Here is a 20,664-nt window from a genome sequence, read left to right on the forward strand (position 1 = left end):
CCAAATAATCCTAGTCTTATGGGGATGTAAGGCTCGTGCTACAATTTGGTTAAAGCGGTTACATTAACCGAAAAAACCAAGGGGGTTGGGATAATGAGCAAAAAGACGATGGCCATGCTTCTGTCATGGACGCTGGTTCTCGCCGTAATTTTATCCGGATGTAACAGTTCAGGTTCGGATCAAGAGGGTGAAGCGGGCAGCAACGGCACAGACGGGAAAGTAACCCTCAAATTCATGCACCTCTGGCCAGCGGGCAGTTCCGCACAGCAAAACAAACTGGTCAACGATATCATCAAGCAATATCAGACGGATCATCCGAATGTGACCATCAAGCAGGAAGTGCTGGAGAATGAACAGTACAAGAACAAGCTAAAAATTCTGTCTGCATCCAATGAACTTCCCGATGTGGGTGTAACTTGGGCTGCCGGGTTTTTGGAGCCTTATGTGAAGGGCAATCTGTTCGCACCGCTCAATGATCTGCTCGGCGACTCGCTGGGTGAGAAATTTATCGCTGGAACAACCGAAGCTTATGCGATAGATGGCAAAACATATGCGCTACCCATTGAGTTGAACATCTCCCCCATTTATTATAACAAAGCCATTTTTGCGAAATATAACTTGCAGCCGCCAGCAACGTACGATGAATTCCTGAGTGTGCTGAAGACACTGACAGAGAACGGTGAAGTGCCGATCGCACTGGGCAATAAAGACCGCTGGACCGGATCACTCTGGTATATGTATCTGGCGAATCGATTAGGTGGAGATGCACTGGAAAAGGCCATCAATGGCTCCGGCAAGTTCGATGATCCTGCTCTGACTCAAGCTGCTGCCGAGGTACAAAAGCTGGTGGATATGAATGCCTTCAACAAAGGCTTCAACGGGTTGTCCAACGATGAGGGCAAATCCGAATTCATGAACGAAAAGGCTGCCATGTACCTGATGGGCACATGGGAACTGCCAAACTTTACGACCAACCCGGACATCCCGCAGGAATTCAAGGACAAGATCGGATTTTTCAAATTCCCAACGATGGAAGATGGCAAGAGCGATATTAACAGCTGGGTAGGTGGTCCAGGCGTAGGGCTGTTCGTGGCCCAGAATTCCAAAGTGAAGGAAGAAGCGCAGAAGTTCGTGCAATACTTTGTGGAAAAATGGGGTGAGAGTTCGGTAACTGAAGCAGGCGTTATCCCGGCTACCAAAGTGGATACGGCGGCAGTACAACTGCCACAGCTCTACATCGACCTGCTGAACGAATTGAATCAGGCCAGTAGTCTCACACTCTTTGCAGACGTGCAGATGAAACCGGCAGCCGCTCAGGCACATCTGGACATGATTCAGGCATTGTTTGGCAAAGCGGTAACACCAGAGGATTTTGTGAAGAATCATCAGGCTGCGATTGATAAAGGCAATTGACGTACACACGTTTGAACGCTTGAAGGGAGGATAATGTGATGGACAAAGTCATGTCCAACCGTCTCGTTGCTGCGTTGTACGTGCTTCCTGCACTGCTTCTGCTGCTGGTCTTGGTCTACATCCCGATCGTGCTCACCGGGTATTATGGGTTGATGCAATGGGACGGGATCGGTGCAATGACCTTTATTGGATTCGATAATTACGCCAGACTGCTTCAAGACGGGACATTCTGGCAGAGTGCGAATCATACTTTTTTGCTTGCTTTGTTCTCCGCGCTGAGTCTGATCGGTTATCTGATGATTGCTTTGGTGCTGTCAGGTAAGATCAAGGGTGCCAATCTGTTCCGTAAAATATATTTGATCCCGATGCTGCTGTCTTCGGTCGCGATCGCCCAGTTATGGCTGAAGATCTACCATCCCAGCAATGGTGTGCTGAACACCTTTCTGGAAGCGATCGGCTTCAGCAATCCGCCAGCCTGGCTGGCGGAGCCATCCCTGGTGCTGTATGCACTGTTCGTACCAATTCTGTGGCAGTATGCAGGCTTCTATATTTTGATCTATTATGCGGCCCTCAAAAACATTCCGGAATCTCTGGTGGAAGCAGCCCGGATTGATGGGGCAAGCCCTTGGCAGATCGCTTTTCGAATCAAGTTGCCGCTAATTACTGAAGTCATCAAGGTGACTGTGGTACTGGCTGTGGTGGGTTCACTCAAGTATTTCGATCTCATCTACGTGATGACCGATGGCGGACCGAATGGCTCCAGCGAAGTGATGGCCTCCTATATGTATCGTCAGGCGTTCCGTAGCTTCGACTTTGGTTACGGCAGTGCTGTAGGGTTCTTCCTGCTCTTGATCTGTCTGCTTGTTACCTGGCTTCTTCGCAAAGCGACGGCATCCAAAGATACGATCCAGTATTCCTGACGCTAGTTCGTGTCTGAAAACTCGCTGAAGTGCATCTTTTACCGCCTTTTCGCCCCCTGCTGCGTCACTTTCCCTTGACGTGCCCCGGCACGCCTGCGGAAAATTTCCTTGCTTGGAACGAAAATTCGGCAAAATCTGCCACCTTCGGAGTTTTCAGACACGCCCTAGTGAAATGAAAGGAGGTCCATCCCGGTGAAGACGGATACGGCCGTTAGATTGCCAACTTACCCGGAGACAAGCCGAGGTTCGGCATGGTTAAGGAGATTCGGATATGTTCTGCTATATTTCCTCTTGTCCCTGGTAGCTCTGCTGCAAATTTTACCCTTGGTATGGCTGCTGTTGTTCTCGCTTAAAAATAATCAGGAAGTATTCGACATGGCGCCTTTTTCCCTTCCTGCTACCCCGCGTTGGGAAAACTATGTCAAGGTATGGACAGAGGGAAATATCAGCTTATACTTCTTCAATAGTGTGTGGATTACGGTGGTCTCGGTGGTGTTCACCGTGCTGTTTGCCAGTCTGGTGACCTTTGCCATTACACGTATGCGCTGGAAGGGTCGTTCATTGGTGTTGGGGCTATTCATGGTGGGTCTGATGATCCCTGTACACTCCACGTTGATCCCGCTGTTCAGCTTGTTCCTGAAGCTTCATCTCACAGATCATCCTTTGTCAGTCATCTTGTCTTATATTGCCTTTAATATGCCAATCACCATTATGATTCTACTCGGGTTCTACTACGCACTTCCTCGGGAAGTGGAAGAGGCCGCAGTGATGGATGGTTGCTCCGTGCATCGGATTTTCTTTCGGATTATCTTGCCGATGACAGCTTCGGTTATCTCCACAACGGCAATCATCAACATGATCTATAACTGGAATGAGTTTATCTTTGTTAATACGTTCATCAGTACGGATTCATACAAGACCCTGACCGTGGGGGTACAGAACTTTATCGGTCAATATACAACGGATTGGGGAGCCATTGGTGCGACGCTGATGATCAGCATTATGCCGATCCTGATTGCTTTTCTCATCCTGAGTAATCGAATCGTGGAGGGAATTGCTGCGGGTTCAGTTAAAGGTTAAAAAGTCGAGGACCCAAGGTCCTTCCATTACTTGCTTAAAAGCGAGTAATGGAAGGACCTTTTTTGTCTTCTAAAACCTTGGATAGTCGTACGGAAAAGGGACTAGATGAAAACGCTGAAAATACCTATTTATGGAATTACAAAAAACTTTCAACTATTTTCGCAAAACTACTGCATTTTCAAACTACCTGTGCTAACATACCCTAAGAATTAAAGCCCACATGGGAAAGGTGAGAAAATGACAGCAATATCCTCAACCAAAGAGTCCCTTCGTTCTGATGCCAAGGATCTGAATCTGATTCGACTGACATGGCCTATTTTCCTGGAACTCTTCTTATTTATGTTGATGGGGAGCGTGGATACGCTCATGCTCAGCTCGGTATCCGATAATGCGGTCTCCGGCGTTGGAGCAGCCAATCAGATTATTTCTATCGCTATCCTTGTATTGGAAGTCATTGGACATGGTGCTGCGATTGTAGTAGCACAATATATCGGATCGAAAAAGTTAAGTGAAGCAGCACAAGTGACAGGTAATGCGATTACGCTGAACCTTATCGTAGGTCTGGTCCTGAGCGGAATCTTTCTTCTGTTCGGAGGACATTTGTTATTACTCTTGAATATTCAAGGCGAAATTTATGATTTTGCCCGTTCGTATATAAATATCGTCGGTGGCGGGATCTTCCTCCAGGCACTCATTAATGCGCTGGCTGCGACGATTCGTACACATGGTTACACCAAAGAAACAATGTACGTCGCTGTATTCATGAACGTGATTCACGTTGTCGGTAACTATGCATTGATCTTTGGTCACTTCGGTCTGCCAAAACTTGGGGTGGAAGGGGCAGCGATCTCCACGGTGGGAAGCCGGTTTATCTGCCTGCTGATTTTCTTCTGGTTGTTGTATCGTGTGAGCGAGGTGCGGGTGGATTTCGAATACTACATTAAATTGTCCAAACATTTCATTGGCAAAATTCTGCGGATTGGCATTCCGTCTGCTATGGAGTCCATGGTATATCATTCCTGCCAGCTCGTGTTCACACTGTATGTGACCTATCTTGGTGCAGAAGCCATGGCAACCAAGCAGTATGCGGGCAATATCTCCAGCTATATCTACTTGTTCAGCATGGCGATTGGTATGGGGACATCGATCATTGTAGGCCGGCTTGTCGGTGCGCGGCGCAAAGACGATGCGTACAAACGTGTTTTTGACAGTGTGAAATGGGCGCTTCTGGCCACAGTCATCATTGATGTAATCATCATTTTTTTCCGTGTGCCGCTGATGAGCATATTTACGGATAATCCGGAAATTATCAAGCTGGGTGCTCAGGTGATTCTGCTCAGTCTGTTGCTCGAAACCGGACGTACCTGCAATATTGTAATCATTGGTTCCCTGCGTGCGGCAGGGGATGCTAAGTTCCCGGTATACATGGGTCTGATCTCCATGGTCTGCATGAGTCTGCCACTGGGATACCTGCTCATATTCCAGCTTCATCTGGGGCTTGCTGGTGTGTGGCTTGCCATTGCGGCGGATGAGTGGACCCGTGCGGTCATTATGTTCTTCCGCTGGAAGAGCAGAGCCTGGGAGAAACATGAACTGGTGGAGCATGATGACGAAGAGGTTGGCGCACAGCCGGTACCGGCTGTCTGATTGTTGAGTTTTCGTATAGAGTCGGTCAAGGGCAATGTTGTCCCTGGATCGGCTCTTTTTTTGTTTTTGTGAGGCGTATATATACCCTTTTAACCAACGCTTAGTTACACCAACTCCGATGAGAGAATAATTCTCCAATTACGGTTATCTCGATATGTAGCAGAAATGATCAAAACGCCTTATGCTGTAGCACGTATAGTAAGGATATGGAAGGGGGATCTACCACAGTTGAGCCGTTACCGTGCAATGATTCAGCAAAGTTTGTTCTACATTGAAGCCCATCTGCATGAGGAGATCGGGCTGGAAGAAGTGGCATCCGAGGCGTTGTTGTCACCCTATCATTATCATCGGGTTTTCCGTAATGAGGTGGGTATGACTGTGGTGGATTATATCCGTAATCGCCGGATGAGTCTGGCATCCACAGCCCTGCGATCCACAGATGCAGGCATTCTGGACATTTCCCTGGCATGTGGATTTGAAAGTCAGGAAGCCTTCACCCGTGCATTCCGCAAATTATATGGCATGCCACCAGGACGTTTTCGCAAGTTGTTCGATCTGAAATTATTCGAAGGAAGAACCAGAGGAGGAGAATTACAGATGAATCAGACGTCAACAATTACAGGTTGGATGTTAACCGGAAGTCATCCGCAAAATTATGAGATGGGCATTGATCCTGCCGAAGTGCATCAGGGGAAATCTTCAGGCTATTTGAAGGCAGTTACACCGATGGAGCCTAATGAATTCGCAACAATGATGCAACAGTTCAGAGCGGACAAGTATGTAGGCAAGCGGATGAAATTATCGGGATTTGTGAAGACCGAGCGTGTGGACGCGTTCTGCGGATTATGGATGCGTGTGGATAATCATGTCCATGATGTACTTCAATTTGATAACATGCATGATCGGCCGATTAAGGGTACGCAGCCATGGAACCAGTATAGTATTGTGCTTGATGTGCCGGAGGGCAGCGCGGTCATTTCGTTCGGGGTTATTTTGAACGGTAAAGGAAAAGTGTGGGTTGACAGCTTCCGCTTCGAGGAGGTTGATCTGAACACACCACTGACACATATGGAGACAGAGTACGAGATGTCGGACGAGCCTCTGAACCTGTCATTTGAGGAGTAGGTTATATGTATGTGATTTCGGAACTAAAAGATCTATAAACGATTCAGCATTAACTCTGGGGCGGGGAGCTAATCTTACTCCCCTTACTCAGTGTCATCATTTATTTCTTATTTATCTCGTACGAGTAAAGTACTTCAATAAACTTTGTGACTAATTCCTGTCGTAAGTCTTCTCGATTTTGAACAGATGTTTGACGAAGTGACTTTTTTATTTTTGGCTCGAACTTCCTTATTATTTCAATAATTACAGTTGGATTCTCCGCCTTGGCTTCAGATAGAAGTTCGTATAACTTGTATGAATTACTCATATTGTCTTCCTCCTAATACTTTATATCTTATAGTTATGGCGATGTATTAAATGAGAGCTAGGTATAATTGAATCTACAATCTACTGGGTTCATCAGATAAAAAATGACGTAATTTTCTTAATGCATTTTTCCTTGTTTTTGAGATGCTTTGTGGACTTACTCCAAATTTCTGTGAAATTTCTATATCTTTCTTTTCTTCCGCATAAGTAAGGTTAAGTATCTCTTTTTCTCGTTCAGATAATTTTAAGAAAAACTTGTGTAAATTTGGATCACTTATTTGATTTTCTAGTCTGTATAGATTAAATCCCAATAACTTCTCATCCTCATAACCTATATAACTCTCTTCAATATCTTCCATGATCAATGGGTTTCTTTCATTATATTTGCGAATTTTCTTATCAAAGTTTATTGAATTGAAATGTAAGAGAGAAGATATATAACTTACAAATTTTTTCTCAAGAGCAGCTTTGATTTCAGGGGGTGTTCTTTTCTTTTCTAACATATATTTGCGACCTCCTAACAAATTATTTTAAAAAAATAAGAACAAATGTTCCTATTTTATTATACACCTTTTTGAGAAAGGATGGTCATTATTTTAGAAAAAAAATATAAAAATGTAATAATATTAAAAAAGGTAGCTCATCAGAAAGATGAGCTACCTTTACAAGTTATAAATTAATTAGTTCGGGTTAGAGTTGTAGAATGTAAAACCAGAAAGAGTTCGTGCTGTTGTATTTCTGATCATACTAGTATTAACTTTAACTGCAGCTACGCCTTGTTTGGATTCTGCAGCGATGATGCCCCCTTCAGTAACATAGTTACCGATAACAGCACCGGATTCAGGTGCGCCCTCCGCAATGAATCGATCACCACACTTACACTTGAAATAACCGCTGTGTCCAGGAAACTGATTAGTTAAGAGTTTACCTGTACTATCTGCTACATAAGCCGCCCCCTGTAAATACATTCTGTGACTTGCACCGTATGTTGTGCAAACTGATTCTGCCATTTAAAATCTCTCCTTAATATGAATTTCAAGAACGTTCTTTCCGGATAAGAGCGGCCTTGTAATAAGGTAAAGAGACGTGAACCAATAAAAAAACAACCTTAATCCTATTTTTTTAAAATTCTTTTTACAGTGATTTTCTTAAACGAATTGGATGATATACTACTTTTTTGTTGCCTTTGGGGTATAAAGAAAGTAAAACGAAGTCCAAGCTGAGAGAATATACGCCTGTCATACAAATTGCTACTCATCCATAGCTAATTAACATAGACCTTGCTAACATAGACCCATAAACTAACCCATGACATAGATAAAGAGGATGAATCCCATGAATAAAAAAGTGCTCGTGGTAGATGACGAATCAAGCATCGTCAGTGCCATTGCTTACGCGCTGCGGCGCGAAGGATATGAAGTAGAGACTGCGAGTGATGGCGAAGAGGCCTTGGTGAAGGTCGCATCGTTTCACCCACAGGTCATGATTCTGGACGTCATGATGCCCAGGCTCGATGGATACGGCGTATGCCGCAGGCTGGAAGACCGGGAGGATATCGGCATTATTTTGCTAACCGTCAAAAATGATATCGTGGACAAGATCGTCGGCCTGGAAATGGGCGCCGATGATTACATGACCAAACCATTCGAGATCCGTGAACTACTCGCAAGGGTGAAGGCGCTCATGCGCCGTGTCGAGAAAAGCAGTCCACCACCGGATGATTCAAAGAATCAGGCCATCGTGAATGGAACCCTGCGTATTCATATTGCTCACCGCACGGTGACCGTGAATGAAGAGAAGCTGGATCTGACACCGAAAGAGTTCGATCTGCTGACCATTCTCATGTCCAATCCTGAGCGGGTGTACACACGAGACGATCTGCTGGATCGGGTATGGGGCATGGAATATGCGGGTGGGACACGTACCGTGGACATTCATATCCAGCGTTTGCGCAAAAAAATCGGAGATACGGATCAGCAAAAATTGCAGACGGTATATGGGATTGGCTACAAAGCATCTGCACCTGAACCAGGCGGGGCCATATGAGAGTCAGCATCAAACTGAAGTTCAGTGTTTTTCTGGCAGCCTTGCTTATCCTGACGGTAGTTGTGCTTAGTTCACTGGTCCTGCGCGGTATTGAACGCAATCAGCAGTCACAGACTGAGGGTATTTTGTCGCAGCAGACACGGCTGGTGAATCTGAATGTGCGACAGTCCTACTACACCGAGTCGGTTCATCTAGATCAGGAGGTTTTTTTACAGCGAAATGGCCGTAGGCTGGCACAGGAACTGGCCAACTCTACCGGATTGCCAATAGCACTCTACAACATGACAGGCCAGCAGGTGGGAGCATCCTTCGCCTCTGGCGAGAGTGAACTCGTACAGGAAACGCTGGACTATGCACTGCAAAATAAAATAGCCTATCATGAGCAGGGCGAGACCCTGCTCTATGCCGCACCACTGGATGGTCCAGATGGACAGATGGGCGCTGTATGGATACAATATCCTGTCCAGAGTTACCATGAATTCTATACTCGCATCCTTCAACTGTTCATATGGGCAGGAATTACCGTGGTTGCGCTGAGCTTCATATTAGGTTATCTGTTCTACAATCGGTTTGCCGTTGCGATTACCCGGCTGAAGAGGTCCGCAGATTCCATTCGAGAAGGGAAATACATTACGGAGTCTCCTGTAAGGCGTAAGGATGAATTGGGAGAGCTGGGGCAGGGCATCTATTATATGAGTACATCCATTCAGCAAAATATCACAGCCATGCATGCGGAGCAGCAGAAGCTGCAACTGGCGATTGAGAAGCTTCAGGCGCTGGAACAGCAGCAGAAACAATATATCGGTAACATCAGCCATGAGTTTAAGACACCGCTAACGTCGATCAAAGCTTATGTGGAGCTGCTCGACATGTATAAGGATGATCCGCAACTGCTTGATGATGCCACGAGTAACATTGGCAAAGAAACGGAGCGGCTGTACGAGATGGTAGAGAAAGTATTACATTTATCTGCACTGGAAAAGTACGACTTCGAGAACCAGGCCGAAGATGTAGAGGTCAGTGCTCTGCTGGAGGATGCCTGTGGCCGGATGCGCGGGAAAGCGGAGAAGTTTGCGCTCAACATGGAACTGGAACTTGAACCGGCGGTGATCCGCAGTGATCGGGAGAGTCTTATGCATATTTTCATCAACATGCTGGATAATGCTATCAAATATAACGTTCCGGATGGTGTGATCCGGGTGAAGAGTGAACTACGAATGCAGGAGCGTCAAGCGGTCATTCGCATTTATAATTCGGGTACGCCGATTCCGGCAGAGGCGCAGGAGAAGATTTTTGAACCCTTTTACACCGTGAACAAAGACAGAGCCAGAAAAACCGGCGGAACCGGACTGGGCCTATCTCTCGTGAAGCAGTTTGTCGAAAAGCAAGGCGGTACAATCACCCTGCTGTCGGGCAATCCAGAAGATGGGGAAGGCGTGACGTTCCAGCTCATTTTCCCTTTGGCTGATTCAAGTTTACAAGTTCGAAACAAGTCTGAATAACTTTGGAAGTATGCCGTGTGTATGCTTGGTCTTATAGCAAGAGAAACCAGGGGGGACCATGATGAATTGGAAACAAGCAGCTTTGGGCACGTTTGGGGCCATTGCCCTGTTAACAACAGCAGCATGCGGGGGAACAACGGAGCCGGGGGGCAACGAACAAGGCGGGAAAACAGGCACTGATATTACAGTGAAAGATAATACCAACACGTCCGTGTACCAGAGCTTCAAGTTGGAGAAAATTGATAAATTGCCGAATATGCGTGGAATCGCATGGCTAAGTGACGACTGGATTGTATCCGACAAGGAGAACAAGTCCTTGAAACCCGTCACCGTTGAAGGCCAGGAAAGATATCCGCATAACTTATATATGTATGATCTAACCAAAGGTACAGACACGCCGCTCAAGGAAAGTGAAGTCAGCCTGGGTGCACCGCTGGTGTCACCAGATAGTCAGTACCTGTTCTACCGGGAGCCGGAGGAAAATACGGGTAAAGGTTACATTCTGAATCTGCATAACGGGGAGACAACCCCCGCCGGTAAGGAGGATGGCTTCATCCAAGAGGGCGCATGGCTGGATAATGAACATGTCGTTTTTCCCAATATGAAGGGTGATCTGATCTCGGCAAGTGTGGACGGTACAACAAAAGTACTGGTGGAGACAGGCAATTTCAATGTACGGAGTATCAAGGTGTCAGGCAATATGCTCTATTATATTACGGGCGAGGACGGCCAGTTGAATGCATACGACGTCAAGACGGGTGACGTGAAACAGGTGCTGAAAAGTGTGGAATGGGTCATCCCTTCTAATGATGGAACAAGGCTTGCGATTGTGAAAAGAACGGCGGATACCAAACGGGCGCTCGTGCTCACCGATCTGGAAGGTAATGAGAAGGCCACACTCGCCAGAGGCACGCAGATCTTCGGCACCAGCTGGTCGGGTGATGATTCCAAGATTGCGTATACGATCAATTCCGAGAATGATAATGAGAAAGGGCTGTTCGTCTCCAACACGGAGTCGGCTGAGCAGTTCCAGATCTCGGCGGATATGGACAACGCCTCTGATCCACTCGCCTGGAGCCCGGAAGGCAATAAGATCCTGTTATCGCAGGCGGTATTGGAGAACGAGTCTTATCACTTTGTGACCTCGGTCATTACGATCTCCGAATAAAACAGTTCAGAAAAGCCTGTTCCCGGGAAGGAACAGGCTTTTAAATATGCACTAATTTTTTGTGTTCAACAGTAATTTGACCGCTTCTGCACGCGTAGTTTTATCACTTGGAGCAAAGGTATTCAGTGCTTTACCGTTCAGCATCCCGGCTTTTTGCATGCCAGCGACAGCTGCTTTGGCCCAAAGCGGAATCTGTGCATCATCTGCAAAGGTTGAGCTTGTGCCAGTTATCGCTTTTAATTGAAACGCACCGGCTACCATGACAGCCATTTCTGCACGGGTTACAGCGTCATTGGGGCGGAAAGCCCCCTCAGTGTCCCCCTGAATAAATCCTGCTCTCACTGCACGAGCTACAGCAGACTGTGCCCAGTCTCCTATTTTTGAACGATCGGTAAAAGATAAAGTCGCTTCCGTGTACTCTGTTTGCAATGCATTCATCAGCATCACCGTAAACTCTGCACGTGTAATGGATGCATTCGGCTTGAATGTTCCATCGGCATATCCTTTCACTATGCCTTTACGAATAGCCTGCTGGATGACTTCTTTCGCCCAGTGACCTTCGACATCATTAAATGAAATTTCGGTCGGCTCCTTGGACTGATCAACCGCCAATACGGCAAATTTAGTGAAATGGTTTACGTCTACCCGAATTTGATTTCCATTCACAGATGATTTACCGGCGGATAGCCAAACCTTATCCTGTTCATCAAAGTAAAATAGTTCAGCCCGCTGATTGCGCTGTAAGCTTGATGAATCAAATGTCAGCGTTAATGTTACGGGTACATTGAAGTTTTGCGGAACATTTTTGAGCAGTTCATATACCGGGCTGAGCAGGTGGACCTGATGGGTCAGCAAAGCAGAAGGATCTGCAATCTGTTCAATGGTAACCTTGAGTTCCTGGTTCATTGCCCCCGCAGGGATATTTACAGCGATGCCACCGCCCAAACTTACTTGCCCGATCTGCCCCGATGCGAGGGTTATACGGCCATTATTGGATGAATTCGTTGTGTTAGGTGGCGAAGGATTACCGCTCGACCCGTTGTTATTCTGGTTACCAGAGCCTCCGCCGCTGCTGTTACCATCATTACCACCTGATGGTGGCGTGGAATTAACACTCCATTTGGCATATAAGATCAGATCGACTGTAATCTCTGTTTGAGCAAAGTTGAATGGAGTCTTCAACTCGGGGTCTGCGTACCAGCCTGCAAACGTATAGCCGGAACGGCTTGGCGAAGCAGGTGCTGAAAGTTTCTTTCCGTATTCAACAGCTGCATCGGATACTGTTGATCCTCCAAGTGTATTGAACGTTACCTTATATGTGTTTGGTGCCCATTTTGCATACAATGTGGTGTCCTGAACAATCGATCTAGTATTCAGGTCAAATGGCGTACTCCATTCAGGCTCAGTATACCAGCCTGCGAAAGTGTGTCCTGCTTTGGTTGGAACGTCAGGAGCTGCCACCAACTCACCATACGTGACTGTCTGATCAGGAACGACTGACCCACCATTAGTTTCGAAGTTAACGGTATAGGAGTTGACCTTCCATTTCGCATACAAAGTGATATCAGAGGTCACGGTGGTAGTCTCGAAATCAAAAGCCTGACTCAATACTGAATCGGTAAACCATCCAGCAAAGGTGTGTCCAGCTTTGGTTGGAGTATCAGGTGCAGCCGCCAAGTCACCATGTTGAATTGACTGATCCGCAACGACTGAACCACCATTAGACTCGAAGTGAACAGTATAGGAGTTGACCGTCCATTTCGCATACAGAGTGATATCAGCGGTAACGGTGGTATTGTCAAAATCGAAAGCCTGACTCAATCCTGAATCGGTATACCATCCACCGAAGGTGTACCCTGCTTTGGTTGGAACGTCAGGAGCTGTCACCAACTCACCGTATGGGACCGTCTGATCCGCAACGATTGAACCACCATTAGGATCGAAATTAACAGTATAGGAGTTGACCGTCCATTTCGCATACAGAGTGATATCAGCGGTAACGGTGGTATTGCCGAAATCAAAAGCCTGACTCAGACCTGAATCGGTATACCATCCAGCAAAGGTGTATCCTGCTTTAGTTGGGACTGCTGGAACAATCACCTTGTCACCGTAAGACACCTTTTGTTCGTTTACTTCAGAACCGCCGTTACTGTTAAAGTTGATCGTTCGCGGCGTATAAAAGCTGAAATGTAAGGTTGTGGTATTGCCCGCACTATCGGTAACAATCAGTGCATATTCTCCTTCAGATTGAAGCGTTTCCCCGCTGCTGAAGGGTGAACCGTTCAGAGTGGCTGTTCCTTCATTAAAAGTGATTGTTGGGCTTTCATTGTATTTTCCATTATCGGTGACACCCGATACAACGGGAGCTACCGTATCAATGGCAAAATTCAAAGTTGTACTGCCGATACTGTTGGTTACCACCAATGTATAAACCCCGTCAGCCGTAACTGGAGTGCCACTCGGGAATGCAGCGCCATTCAGAAATGCGGTACCACTATTAAATGCAGGTGTTACCGTTTGATTATATATTCCACCGTCAGATATGCCGTTGACTATAGGAGGAGTGGTTTGCTCAATCGTTATGGTCACTGACACCGGAATACTTGTACCCCATGGATTGCTGGCACTATAGGTAAAGCTGTCACTTCCCACATAATTGGGGTTCGGAGTATAAGTAAATGCCCCGTTAGCATTCATTACCAATGTTCCGTTCATCGGCCCACTTTTCAAAATAGCAGTAGAACCGTCGCTATCATTGGAAAGCACGCCTGGTGCAGACTCAGCTAAAGTGGAGTTTTGATTCGTGGTATAGGTGTCTTCGATTGCTTCCGGAAGCTGCCCACCGTCCAAGTTGGGGAACGCTCCTGCGTTAGCAACATAATAAACCAAGTCGGATTGGCTGCTGTTCAAATTAGGTACTTTAAAGTTCACCTGACCATCGCCCCCAAACCTGGTGCTCAACAGACTAAACAGGGGCTGATTACCGTTGGTGGGGAGTGTCGTACCATTCGCTAATATCCAATTGTTCGTCGAAAGATTAACGAGCATGGGAATGATCTCACCAATGTACTCGTTACCTGTACCATTCTCAGCATGGTTAGCTGGATTTGTAAATATAGCGTAATGTACACCATTAATCTCTGGAAAGTTAGGCAACTTGAATTCATTCGGTGTGTCTGATCCGTAGGTTGTACCAATCATTTTATATAGATCCGAATATACGGAGGTATTAAGGCTCTGCCCTTCAGCAGTTAACCAACCCGTGGGAGAGAAGAAATATGGAAATAGGCGAACCTCGCCTAACACAGCATTTCGGGTATATAAACCATCTGGGTCTCGGGAAGGGAATATACCATCCATAGCTATGTAATAGCCCATCCCTTCTGGTGCAGCATGGGTAAGGTTAGGTAAGGCAAATGTTGATGTGCCGTCCCCGCCGTACTTAATGCCTAGCAGCGAGAAGAGTTTTGAATTTTGGCTTATAGAGAGCGTCTGTCCTCTGGCAGGCATCCATCCTGTGGGCACCGCGCTGTAAGGGAATAATCTGATCTCACCAAGGTAGGGATCTGCGGCTGCGGCATGCGCTTGTTGTACTATGCTGATATTATTCCATAGACCACTTAGTCCGATCAGGAATACCAACCATATGATGCTTACTTTCCTGAATAGTGTTAAACTCACGATCTCATCCCCATTTTTCATTTAAATATGTTACGTTATGCTTATTCCTGATCCACCTTATCTTTCTAAATCACAGGGGGAAGTCATATAATGATGAGCATAGTTTAATGGATATGAAAGCAAAAATGAATACGATTTTAGTTCAAATTCGAAATATTTTTTTTGATTTTCCAGAGACAAATCATTTATGGTTGAAATGTTCCATATCTTTCATCCCTTTCTATACATTTATATTGACTAAGCTATTCCGCTTCCGATAAACTAGAATGCAGGAATAAAAGTCGAATGTCAGACAGCAGTTCGAGACGATGTTTCGGGCGGCTGTTTATTTTCTTTTTACAAGTAAGGGTGCAACGTAGTCGTCTTGCCGAATGATTCGGCTAATAACAACATGGAATAGGAACAGGTGATATACATGTGTAACAGCGCGTATCGCGTGCTTTTATATTATAAGTTCGTGAAGATTGAAGATCCCGAGACGTTTACACAAGAGCATCTGCAATACTGTAAGGACCTCGGTGTGAAAGGCCGTATTCTGATCGCATCCGAAGGCATTAACGGTACGGTATCCGGAACGCCTGAACAGACGGAACAGTATATGAAAGACATGCATGCCAACCCACTGTTCAGTGATATGGTGTTCAAGATTGATGATGTGGAAGAGCATGCGTTCAAAAAAATCTTTGTTCGTCATAAAGCAGAGCTGGTTACGTTCCGCGTGGACGAAGATCTGGATCCGAATGTGATTAGTGGCAAACGCCTTTCACCGAAAGAGTTCCATGAGCATCTGCAACGTGATGATGTCATCGTTATTGATGGTCGCAATGATTACGAATACGAAATCGGCCATTTCCGCGGCGCCATCCGTCCAGATGTTGAGTCGTTCCGCGAGTTTCCGGAGTGGATTCGCGAGAACCTGGGTGACATGAAGGACAAAACGATTATTACCTACTGCACGGGTGGTATTCGCTGCGAGAAGCTGACCGGGTTCATGATTAATGAAGGATTCCAAGACGTAGCTCAATTAGACGGCGGTATTGTCACGTATGGTAAAGATCCAGAAGTACAAGGCCATCTATTCGATGGTAAATGTTACGTGTTTGACGAGCGAATCTCTGTACCGATTAACCGGACAGAGGAGGATATTGTCATTGCCAGCTGTTATCACTGTGGAACGACACATGACCGATATATTAATTGTCCAACCTGCAACCTGCAGCACGTAAGCTGTGAGGATTGCGAAGAGACGCATAACCGCTTTTGCTCGGATGCCTGCCGGGAGGCAGCACCGGTACACGCATAAGCAGGAGAGCAGGTGCTGATCGTGAAGCGCGAAGAGGAACGAACGACGCGTGAACGGATTTTGTTCATGCTGAAGCAGCAAGGTACATTGACCGCGAGGGAAATGACAGCTGATCTGGGTCTGACCGGCATGGCCATTCGTCGTCATCTGACGGCACTGGAGCAGGACGGCTGGATCGAGGTTCGGGAGGCCCGGGCTACGGCCGGACGTCCATCCTCGGTGTACCAATTGACGGTACGCGGGGACAGCTTTTTCCCAAAATCATATTCGTCCCTTACGCTGGAACTGCTTGAAGAATTGTCTGACTCAGCCGGGAGCGGTGTGGTGGATGCATTGTTCGAGAGTCGCCGGGACAAGTTGCTTCGTAGCGGATTGCCCCAGATGGATGGCCAGGACCTGGCCGGACGGGTGGAGGAACTTGCGCGAATCCAGAATGCCAACGGATATATGGCGGATGCGTCCAGAGAAGAAGATGGAACTTACGTTATTACGGAAATGAACTGCCCGATTGTGCAAGTTGCGAGTGTCTACAAGCAGGCTTGCCGCTGTGAGCTGGAGCTGTTCCGTTCGCTGCTTCAAGCCGAGGTGGAGCGTACCGAATGTTACGCCGATGGCGGTAAAAGGTGCAAGTATGAGATTCGCGAAGCGTCGGGGAACTGACTGGTTTATACAAAGAGATTGTTTCGATTCGTCGAAATAGTCTCTTTTTTTGAATGGAAATGACGTAAACACGTTATATTTATGGTGAGATGCGTGATATAATTTGAAATAACATCCAGATGTTTTATACAAAACTCAATATTAGATGGGAGGCGTTAATGATGCACGAACCCGAACCGGCTTTGAAAAAGGCCATGAATCTATTGAAGGAACTGAGCAAGGATGAAGAGTTCCGCCAACAATATGAAGCACGTCAAAAGTTTTTACGGGATCAAGTATCCATGATGGAAGGCGCACGAGAAGAGGGTCTCAAGAAAGGCATGGAGGAAGGAATTCAAAAAGGAATCGAAGAAGGGATTAAAGAAGGAATTAAAGAAGGTGAAGCTGAGAGCAAGCGGAAAATTGCATTGAATATGCTCACCTTGGGTCTTGATCATGAGACCATTGTCAAAGCGACGGGACTAACCTCTGCTGAGCTAAAAGCAATTCAAGAAGAAAAATAAGCTATCTATATGAGGCTACTCGCATAACATGTGGGTTGCCTTTTTTGATCTTATGTAATGTTTTCTATCACAATCATACGATGAGAGTAAATTGGAAGCGGTTCAACCATTGACGTATATCGGGACGCACCTTAATATTAGGGGAACAATAAAACACCAACACGGGTCATGGACTTCAGTCGCATGACAAAAGTCTATATTTGTCTGCTTTTGTCGATCAAAGCAACAATGCGTTGAAGCGTTCGTTTTGTCCCACCCTATCGTGTCAATGGAATCTCGATAAGGGTAACCACATTTTATAAGATGGAGAGGGGTTCTCACACATGAAAAAGAAATTTTGGATGTCACTGATGATGGTTGCTTCAATGATCGTTGCGGCAGGTTGCGGAAATAACAGCGGTACAGGCTCGGAATCCGAAGGATCGGGGAGTACAACAGGTGGAGACAGCGAGGAAAAATCATACCAGATTGCCATCTCCCAGATTGTTGAACATCCATCCCTGGATGCTACACGTGAAGGGTTCATCGCAGCCCTGAAGGATGCGGGTATCGAAGAGAACAAGAACCTCAAAATCGATTACAATAATGCGCAAGGTGATTCGACGAACAACCTGTCCATTGCACAAAAAATCTCGGGTGACTCCAAAAATGATCTCGTACTTGGAATCGCAACACCATCTGCGCTGGCTCTGGCTCAGCAAGTGAAGGACAAGCCATTGCTGTTCGCTGCGGTAACAGACCCACTGGGTGCCAAACTGGTAACCGATATGGATAAACCGGGTGGCAATGTTACAGGTGCATCCGACACGAACCCGGAGGCCATCGTACAATTGGCTGACTTTATCGCCAAAAATCTGCCGGATGTAAAAACGGTAGGATTGGTCATTAACGAAGGTGAACCAAATGCGGTGGTTATGGCAGATAACGCAGAAAAAGCGCTCGCAACACATAATATCAAGCTGGTGAAAGCACCGGTTACGAATACATCTGAAGTAAAACAGGCAACGGATTCTCTTGTTGGCAAAGTAGACGCCTTCTACATCACACTCGATAATTCTGTCGTGAGTGCGGTGGATACGATCATTCAAACGGCGAACAGTAATAAAATTCCGTTCTTCTCCAGTGATCGGGATACCGTTGAAAAAGGAGCTTTCGCAACGGTAGGATTCAAATATTATGACCATGGATATCAGGTGGGTGAGATGGCTGCGGACATTCTGAAAAATGGTACAAAACCTGGTGATATGAAAGTCACCGTTCCAGACAAACTGGATCTGATCCTGAACCTGAAAGCAGCGGAAGCCCAAGGCATCACGGTTACGGATGAGATGAAGGCGGAAGTAAAAGACCAGGAAAACAACATTATTCAATAGAATCAATTCATAATACCTTTAGTTACTTCAATCAAGGGTAGATATAGATCAAAACGATTCAATTTGTCTATATCTAGTTACAAAAACAATAGTTTAATGAGTTATGAGATTGATTCAATAATCTGACCGGAGTGTAATCCGGCAGTATGGATGCGAGGCGAACGTGCAACGGGTTCGCCTCATTCTTTTCGATAGACAGGGAGGAAGTAGCGTGAGTATAAGCTGGAATTCAATTGAAGGAGCAATCGAGCTGGGGCTTTTATATGCACTGATGGCACTTGGTGTATATATTACGTTTCGCATACTCGATTTTCCTGACCTTACCGTAGACGGAAGTTTTACAACAGGGGGCGCAATCGCGGCGGTGATGATCTCCAATGACTTCTCTCCTTGGCTCGCCTGTCTGGCGGCAATGGCTGGCGGTATGGTAGCCGGGGCTTGTACGGGCCTGCTTCATACCAAAGGCAAGATTAATGGATTGTTATCCGGGATCTTGATGATGATCGCGCTCTACTCCATTAATATGCGTATTCTTGGCGCACCGAATAAATCCATTATGGGTATGGATAATCCATTCTCAGGTGAGCATGTCATGGTGCTTATTATTATCGTGGTACTCGTGTTCAAAATCATGCTGGATCTGTTCATGAAAACAGATGTTGGGCTGGCGCTCCGCGCCACAGGGGATAACAAACGCATGATTCGCAGTTTTGGTGCAAATACGGATGTGACTACAATTGTAGGTGTCAGCCTGTCCAATGGACTGGTAGCCCTGTCTGGCGCATTTATTGCCCAGCAATCCGGCTTTGCGGACATCACGATGGGCATCGGCATGATCGTCATTGGACTGGCTTCCGTCATCATTGGTGAAGCCATCCTTGGTGCAAGAACAGTGTTCTGGGCTACACTTGCAGCGATCGTTGGTTCGATCATATACCGGATCGTGGTGGCCTTGGCCCTTCAGGTGGAGTGGTTTGATACATCTGATCTGAAGTTGATTACAGCAGTGATTGTCATTATTGCCCTTGTATTCCCAACGATGCAGCGCTCTATGAAGCAGCGAAGTCTGGCTCGCAAACGAACAGAAGAGTTAATGCGATCCGGGGGTCATCAGGCGAAGGGAGGTATGTGATCATGCTGGAGATTACGCAAGTAACCAAGCTGTTCAACCCAGGCACAACGGATGAGAAAACTGCGCTCGTTGGTGTGAATCTGACGATGAATCCGGGAGATTTTGTGACGGTCATTGGTAGTAACGGAGCCGGTAAATCCACGTTGATGAACATCATTTCGGGAGTGATGAAGCCTGATATGGGCGATGTGCTGATTAATGACCGCTCCATTAAAAACCTGCCGGAACATAAACGTAGCAGCTGGATTGGCCGGGTGTTTCAGGACCCAATGGCAGGAACAGCACCACATATGTCCATTGAAGAGAATATGGCCATGGCGTACAAACGGGGTAAAGGACGTGGACTGGGCTTCGGCGTTACCCGTGCCAGACGTGAGATTTTCAACACGCAACTGGAGAAGCTGGGTATTGGACTTGAGAAGCGTCCCAATGCCAAAGTGGGTCTCTTGTCTGGCGGGGAGCGGCAGGCACTCAGTCTGTTGATGGCTACGTTCACCCAGCCGCAGATTTTGCTATTGGATGAGCATACGGCAGCCCTTGACCCATCACGTGCCGAACTGATCACGGAACTGACGGAGACCCTTGTGCGTGAGATGAGACTTACCACACTGATGGTGACGCACAATATGGAGCAGGCCATTCGTCTGGGCAATCGTTTAATCATGATGGATAAAGGCCGCATTATTCTGGATGTCAACGAGGAGCGCAAGCGTACGTTGACCGTGCCGGAGTTGCTTGGTGAATTCGAGCGTATTAGCGGCAAAAAAATGGCCGATGACCGGGTTGTACTCGGTTAGAACAAAGG

General features: G+C 46.6%; 18 protein-coding genes. 14 read left to right on the forward strand and 4 right to left on the reverse strand.

Annotated elements, in window-relative coordinates; genetic code table 11:
- Positions 1–93 precede the first annotated feature (93 nt).
- The 5 genes from AB4111_RS20610 (at position 94) to AB4111_RS20630 (ending at position 6,185) form a co-directional block, all read left to right on the forward strand.
- A complete protein-coding gene (locus AB4111_RS20610) occupies positions 94–1,413 on the forward strand; it encodes an extracellular solute-binding protein (protein WP_442033021.1) in 1,320 nt (439 codons plus the stop codon).
- Positions 1,414–1,451: 38 nt separating this feature from the next.
- Positions 1,452–2,333, forward strand: a complete 882-nt coding sequence (locus AB4111_RS20615; RefSeq protein WP_442033022.1) for a carbohydrate ABC transporter permease — start codon at positions 1,452–1,454, stop codon at positions 2,331–2,333.
- A gap of 216 nt (positions 2,334–2,549) precedes the next feature.
- Positions 2,550–3,413 carry a carbohydrate ABC transporter permease gene (locus tag AB4111_RS20620; protein WP_442033291.1) on the forward strand — a complete coding sequence of 288 codons (864 nt, stop codon included), beginning with the start codon at positions 2,550–2,552 and terminating at the stop codon, positions 3,411–3,413.
- A gap of 237 nt (positions 3,414–3,650) precedes the next feature.
- Positions 3,651–5,060, forward strand: a complete 1,410-nt coding sequence (locus AB4111_RS20625) for an MATE family efflux transporter (RefSeq protein ID WP_442033023.1) — start codon at positions 3,651–3,653, stop codon at positions 5,058–5,060.
- Between the two features lie 228 nt (positions 5,061–5,288).
- Positions 5,289–6,185: a helix-turn-helix transcriptional regulator gene (locus AB4111_RS20630; protein ID WP_442033024.1), complete on the forward strand. Its 897-nt coding sequence runs from the start codon at positions 5,289–5,291 to the stop codon at positions 6,183–6,185.
- Positions 6,186–6,285: 100 nt separating this feature from the next.
- Here AB4111_RS20630 and AB4111_RS20635 read toward each other — a convergent pair whose 3' ends face one another.
- From AB4111_RS20635 to AB4111_RS20645, 3 genes are all read right to left on the reverse strand, one after another.
- Positions 6,286–6,492 carry a helix-turn-helix domain-containing protein gene (locus tag AB4111_RS20635; RefSeq protein ID WP_442033025.1) on the reverse strand — a complete coding sequence of 69 codons (207 nt, stop codon included), beginning with the start codon at positions 6,490–6,492 and terminating at the stop codon, positions 6,286–6,288.
- A gap of 73 nt (positions 6,493–6,565) precedes the next feature.
- Positions 6,566–6,994 (reverse strand): sigma-70 family RNA polymerase sigma factor, encoded by a 429-nt coding sequence (locus AB4111_RS20640; protein WP_442033026.1) that lies wholly within the window; start codon positions 6,992–6,994, stop codon positions 6,566–6,568.
- A gap of 177 nt (positions 6,995–7,171) precedes the next feature.
- Positions 7,172–7,501, reverse strand: a complete 330-nt coding sequence (locus tag AB4111_RS20645; RefSeq protein ID WP_442033027.1) for a hypothetical protein — start codon at positions 7,499–7,501, stop codon at positions 7,172–7,174.
- Between the two features lie 325 nt (positions 7,502–7,826).
- Here AB4111_RS20645 and AB4111_RS20650 point away from each other — a divergent pair, with 325 nt between their 5' ends.
- The 3 genes from AB4111_RS20650 to AB4111_RS20660 are packed head-to-tail and all read left to right on the forward strand — an operon-like array spanning position 7,827 to position 11,207.
- Positions 7,827–8,537 carry a response regulator transcription factor gene (locus tag AB4111_RS20650; protein ID WP_442033028.1) on the forward strand — a complete coding sequence of 237 codons (711 nt, stop codon included), beginning with the start codon at positions 7,827–7,829 and terminating at the stop codon, positions 8,535–8,537.
- Positions 8,534–10,039, forward strand: a complete 1,506-nt coding sequence (locus tag AB4111_RS20655) for an ATP-binding protein (RefSeq protein ID WP_442033029.1) — start codon at positions 8,534–8,536, stop codon at positions 10,037–10,039. Before AB4111_RS20650 ends, AB4111_RS20655 begins: the two co-directional genes overlap by 4 nt.
- 58 nt (positions 10,040–10,097) lie before the next feature.
- Positions 10,098–11,207, forward strand: coding sequence for a hypothetical protein (locus AB4111_RS20660; protein ID WP_442033030.1), 1,110 nt, complete (start codon positions 10,098–10,100; stop codon positions 11,205–11,207).
- A 51-nt stretch (positions 11,208–11,258) separates the two neighbouring features.
- Here AB4111_RS20660 and AB4111_RS20665 read toward each other — a convergent pair whose 3' ends face one another.
- Positions 11,259–14,888, reverse strand: coding sequence for an InlB B-repeat-containing protein (locus AB4111_RS20665; protein ID WP_442033031.1), 3,630 nt, complete (start codon positions 14,886–14,888; stop codon positions 11,259–11,261).
- A gap of 415 nt (positions 14,889–15,303) precedes the next feature.
- Here AB4111_RS20665 and trhO point away from each other — a divergent pair, with 415 nt between their 5' ends.
- The 6 genes from trhO (at position 15,304) to AB4111_RS20695 (ending at position 20,656) form a co-directional block, all read left to right on the forward strand.
- On the forward strand, positions 15,304–16,191 hold the full coding sequence (trhO, locus tag AB4111_RS20670; RefSeq protein WP_124116691.1) for an oxygen-dependent tRNA uridine(34) hydroxylase TrhO: 888 nt from the start codon (positions 15,304–15,306) through the stop codon (positions 16,189–16,191).
- A 12-nt stretch (positions 16,192–16,203) separates the two neighbouring features.
- A complete protein-coding gene (locus tag AB4111_RS20675; RefSeq protein WP_442033032.1) occupies positions 16,204–16,851 on the forward strand; it encodes a helix-turn-helix transcriptional regulator in 648 nt (215 codons plus the stop codon).
- A 158-nt stretch (positions 16,852–17,009) separates the two neighbouring features.
- Positions 17,010–17,354 (forward strand): hypothetical protein, encoded by a 345-nt coding sequence (locus AB4111_RS20680; RefSeq protein ID WP_442033033.1) that lies wholly within the window; start codon positions 17,010–17,012, stop codon positions 17,352–17,354.
- Positions 17,355–17,677: 323 nt separating this feature from the next.
- Complete coding sequence (locus tag AB4111_RS20685) at positions 17,678–18,727, forward strand: ABC transporter substrate-binding protein (protein WP_442033034.1); 1,050 nt, start codon at positions 17,678–17,680, stop codon at positions 18,725–18,727.
- Between the two features lie 271 nt (positions 18,728–18,998).
- A complete protein-coding gene (locus tag AB4111_RS20690; protein WP_051154091.1) occupies positions 18,999–19,859 on the forward strand; it encodes an ABC transporter permease in 861 nt (286 codons plus the stop codon).
- A 2-nt stretch (positions 19,860–19,861) separates the two neighbouring features.
- A complete protein-coding gene (locus tag AB4111_RS20695) occupies positions 19,862–20,656 on the forward strand; it encodes an ABC transporter ATP-binding protein (RefSeq protein ID WP_442033035.1) in 795 nt (264 codons plus the stop codon).
- The last annotated feature ends 8 nt before the right edge of the window (positions 20,657–20,664 follow it).

The sequence above is a fragment of the Paenibacillus sp. 2KB_22 genome (assembly GCF_052115745.1).
Classification (GTDB): domain Bacteria; phylum Bacillota; class Bacilli; order Paenibacillales; family Paenibacillaceae; genus Paenibacillus.

What these genes read in the sequence shown, in the direction of transcription:
- AB4111_RS20610 (WP_442033021.1), top strand. Translation starts at nt 94, where the DNA reads ATGAGCAAAAAGACGATGGCCATGCTTCTGTCATGGACGCTGGTTCTC.
- AB4111_RS20615 (WP_442033022.1), top strand. Translation starts at nt 1,452, where the DNA reads ATGGACAAAGTCATGTCCAACCGTCTCGTTGCTGCGTTGTACGTGCTT.
- AB4111_RS20625 (WP_442033023.1), top strand. Translation starts at nt 3,651, where the DNA reads ATGACAGCAATATCCTCAACCAAAGAGTCCCTTCGTTCTGATGCCAAG.
- AB4111_RS20635 (WP_442033025.1), bottom strand. Translation starts at nt 6,492, where the DNA reads ATGAGTAATTCATACAAGTTATACGAACTTCTATCTGAAGCCAAGGCG.
- AB4111_RS20640 (WP_442033026.1), bottom strand. Translation starts at nt 6,994, where the DNA reads ATGTTAGAAAAGAAAAGAACACCCCCTGAAATCAAAGCTGCTCTTGAG.
- AB4111_RS20645 (WP_442033027.1), bottom strand. Translation starts at nt 7,501, where the DNA reads ATGGCAGAATCAGTTTGCACAACATACGGTGCAAGTCACAGAATGTAT.
- AB4111_RS20650 (WP_442033028.1), top strand. Translation starts at nt 7,827, where the DNA reads ATGAATAAAAAAGTGCTCGTGGTAGATGACGAATCAAGCATCGTCAGT.
- AB4111_RS20655 (WP_442033029.1), top strand. Translation starts at nt 8,534, where the DNA reads ATGAGAGTCAGCATCAAACTGAAGTTCAGTGTTTTTCTGGCAGCCTTG.
- AB4111_RS20660 (WP_442033030.1), top strand. Translation starts at nt 10,098, where the DNA reads ATGATGAATTGGAAACAAGCAGCTTTGGGCACGTTTGGGGCCATTGCC.
- trhO (WP_124116691.1), top strand. Translation starts at nt 15,304, where the DNA reads ATGTGTAACAGCGCGTATCGCGTGCTTTTATATTATAAGTTCGTGAAG.
- AB4111_RS20680 (WP_442033033.1), top strand. Translation starts at nt 17,010, where the DNA reads ATGATGCACGAACCCGAACCGGCTTTGAAAAAGGCCATGAATCTATTG.
- AB4111_RS20685 (WP_442033034.1), top strand. Translation starts at nt 17,678, where the DNA reads ATGAAAAAGAAATTTTGGATGTCACTGATGATGGTTGCTTCAATGATC.
- AB4111_RS20690 (WP_051154091.1), top strand. Translation starts at nt 18,999, where the DNA reads ATGGCACTTGGTGTATATATTACGTTTCGCATACTCGATTTTCCTGAC.
- AB4111_RS20695 (WP_442033035.1), top strand. Translation starts at nt 19,862, where the DNA reads ATGCTGGAGATTACGCAAGTAACCAAGCTGTTCAACCCAGGCACAACG.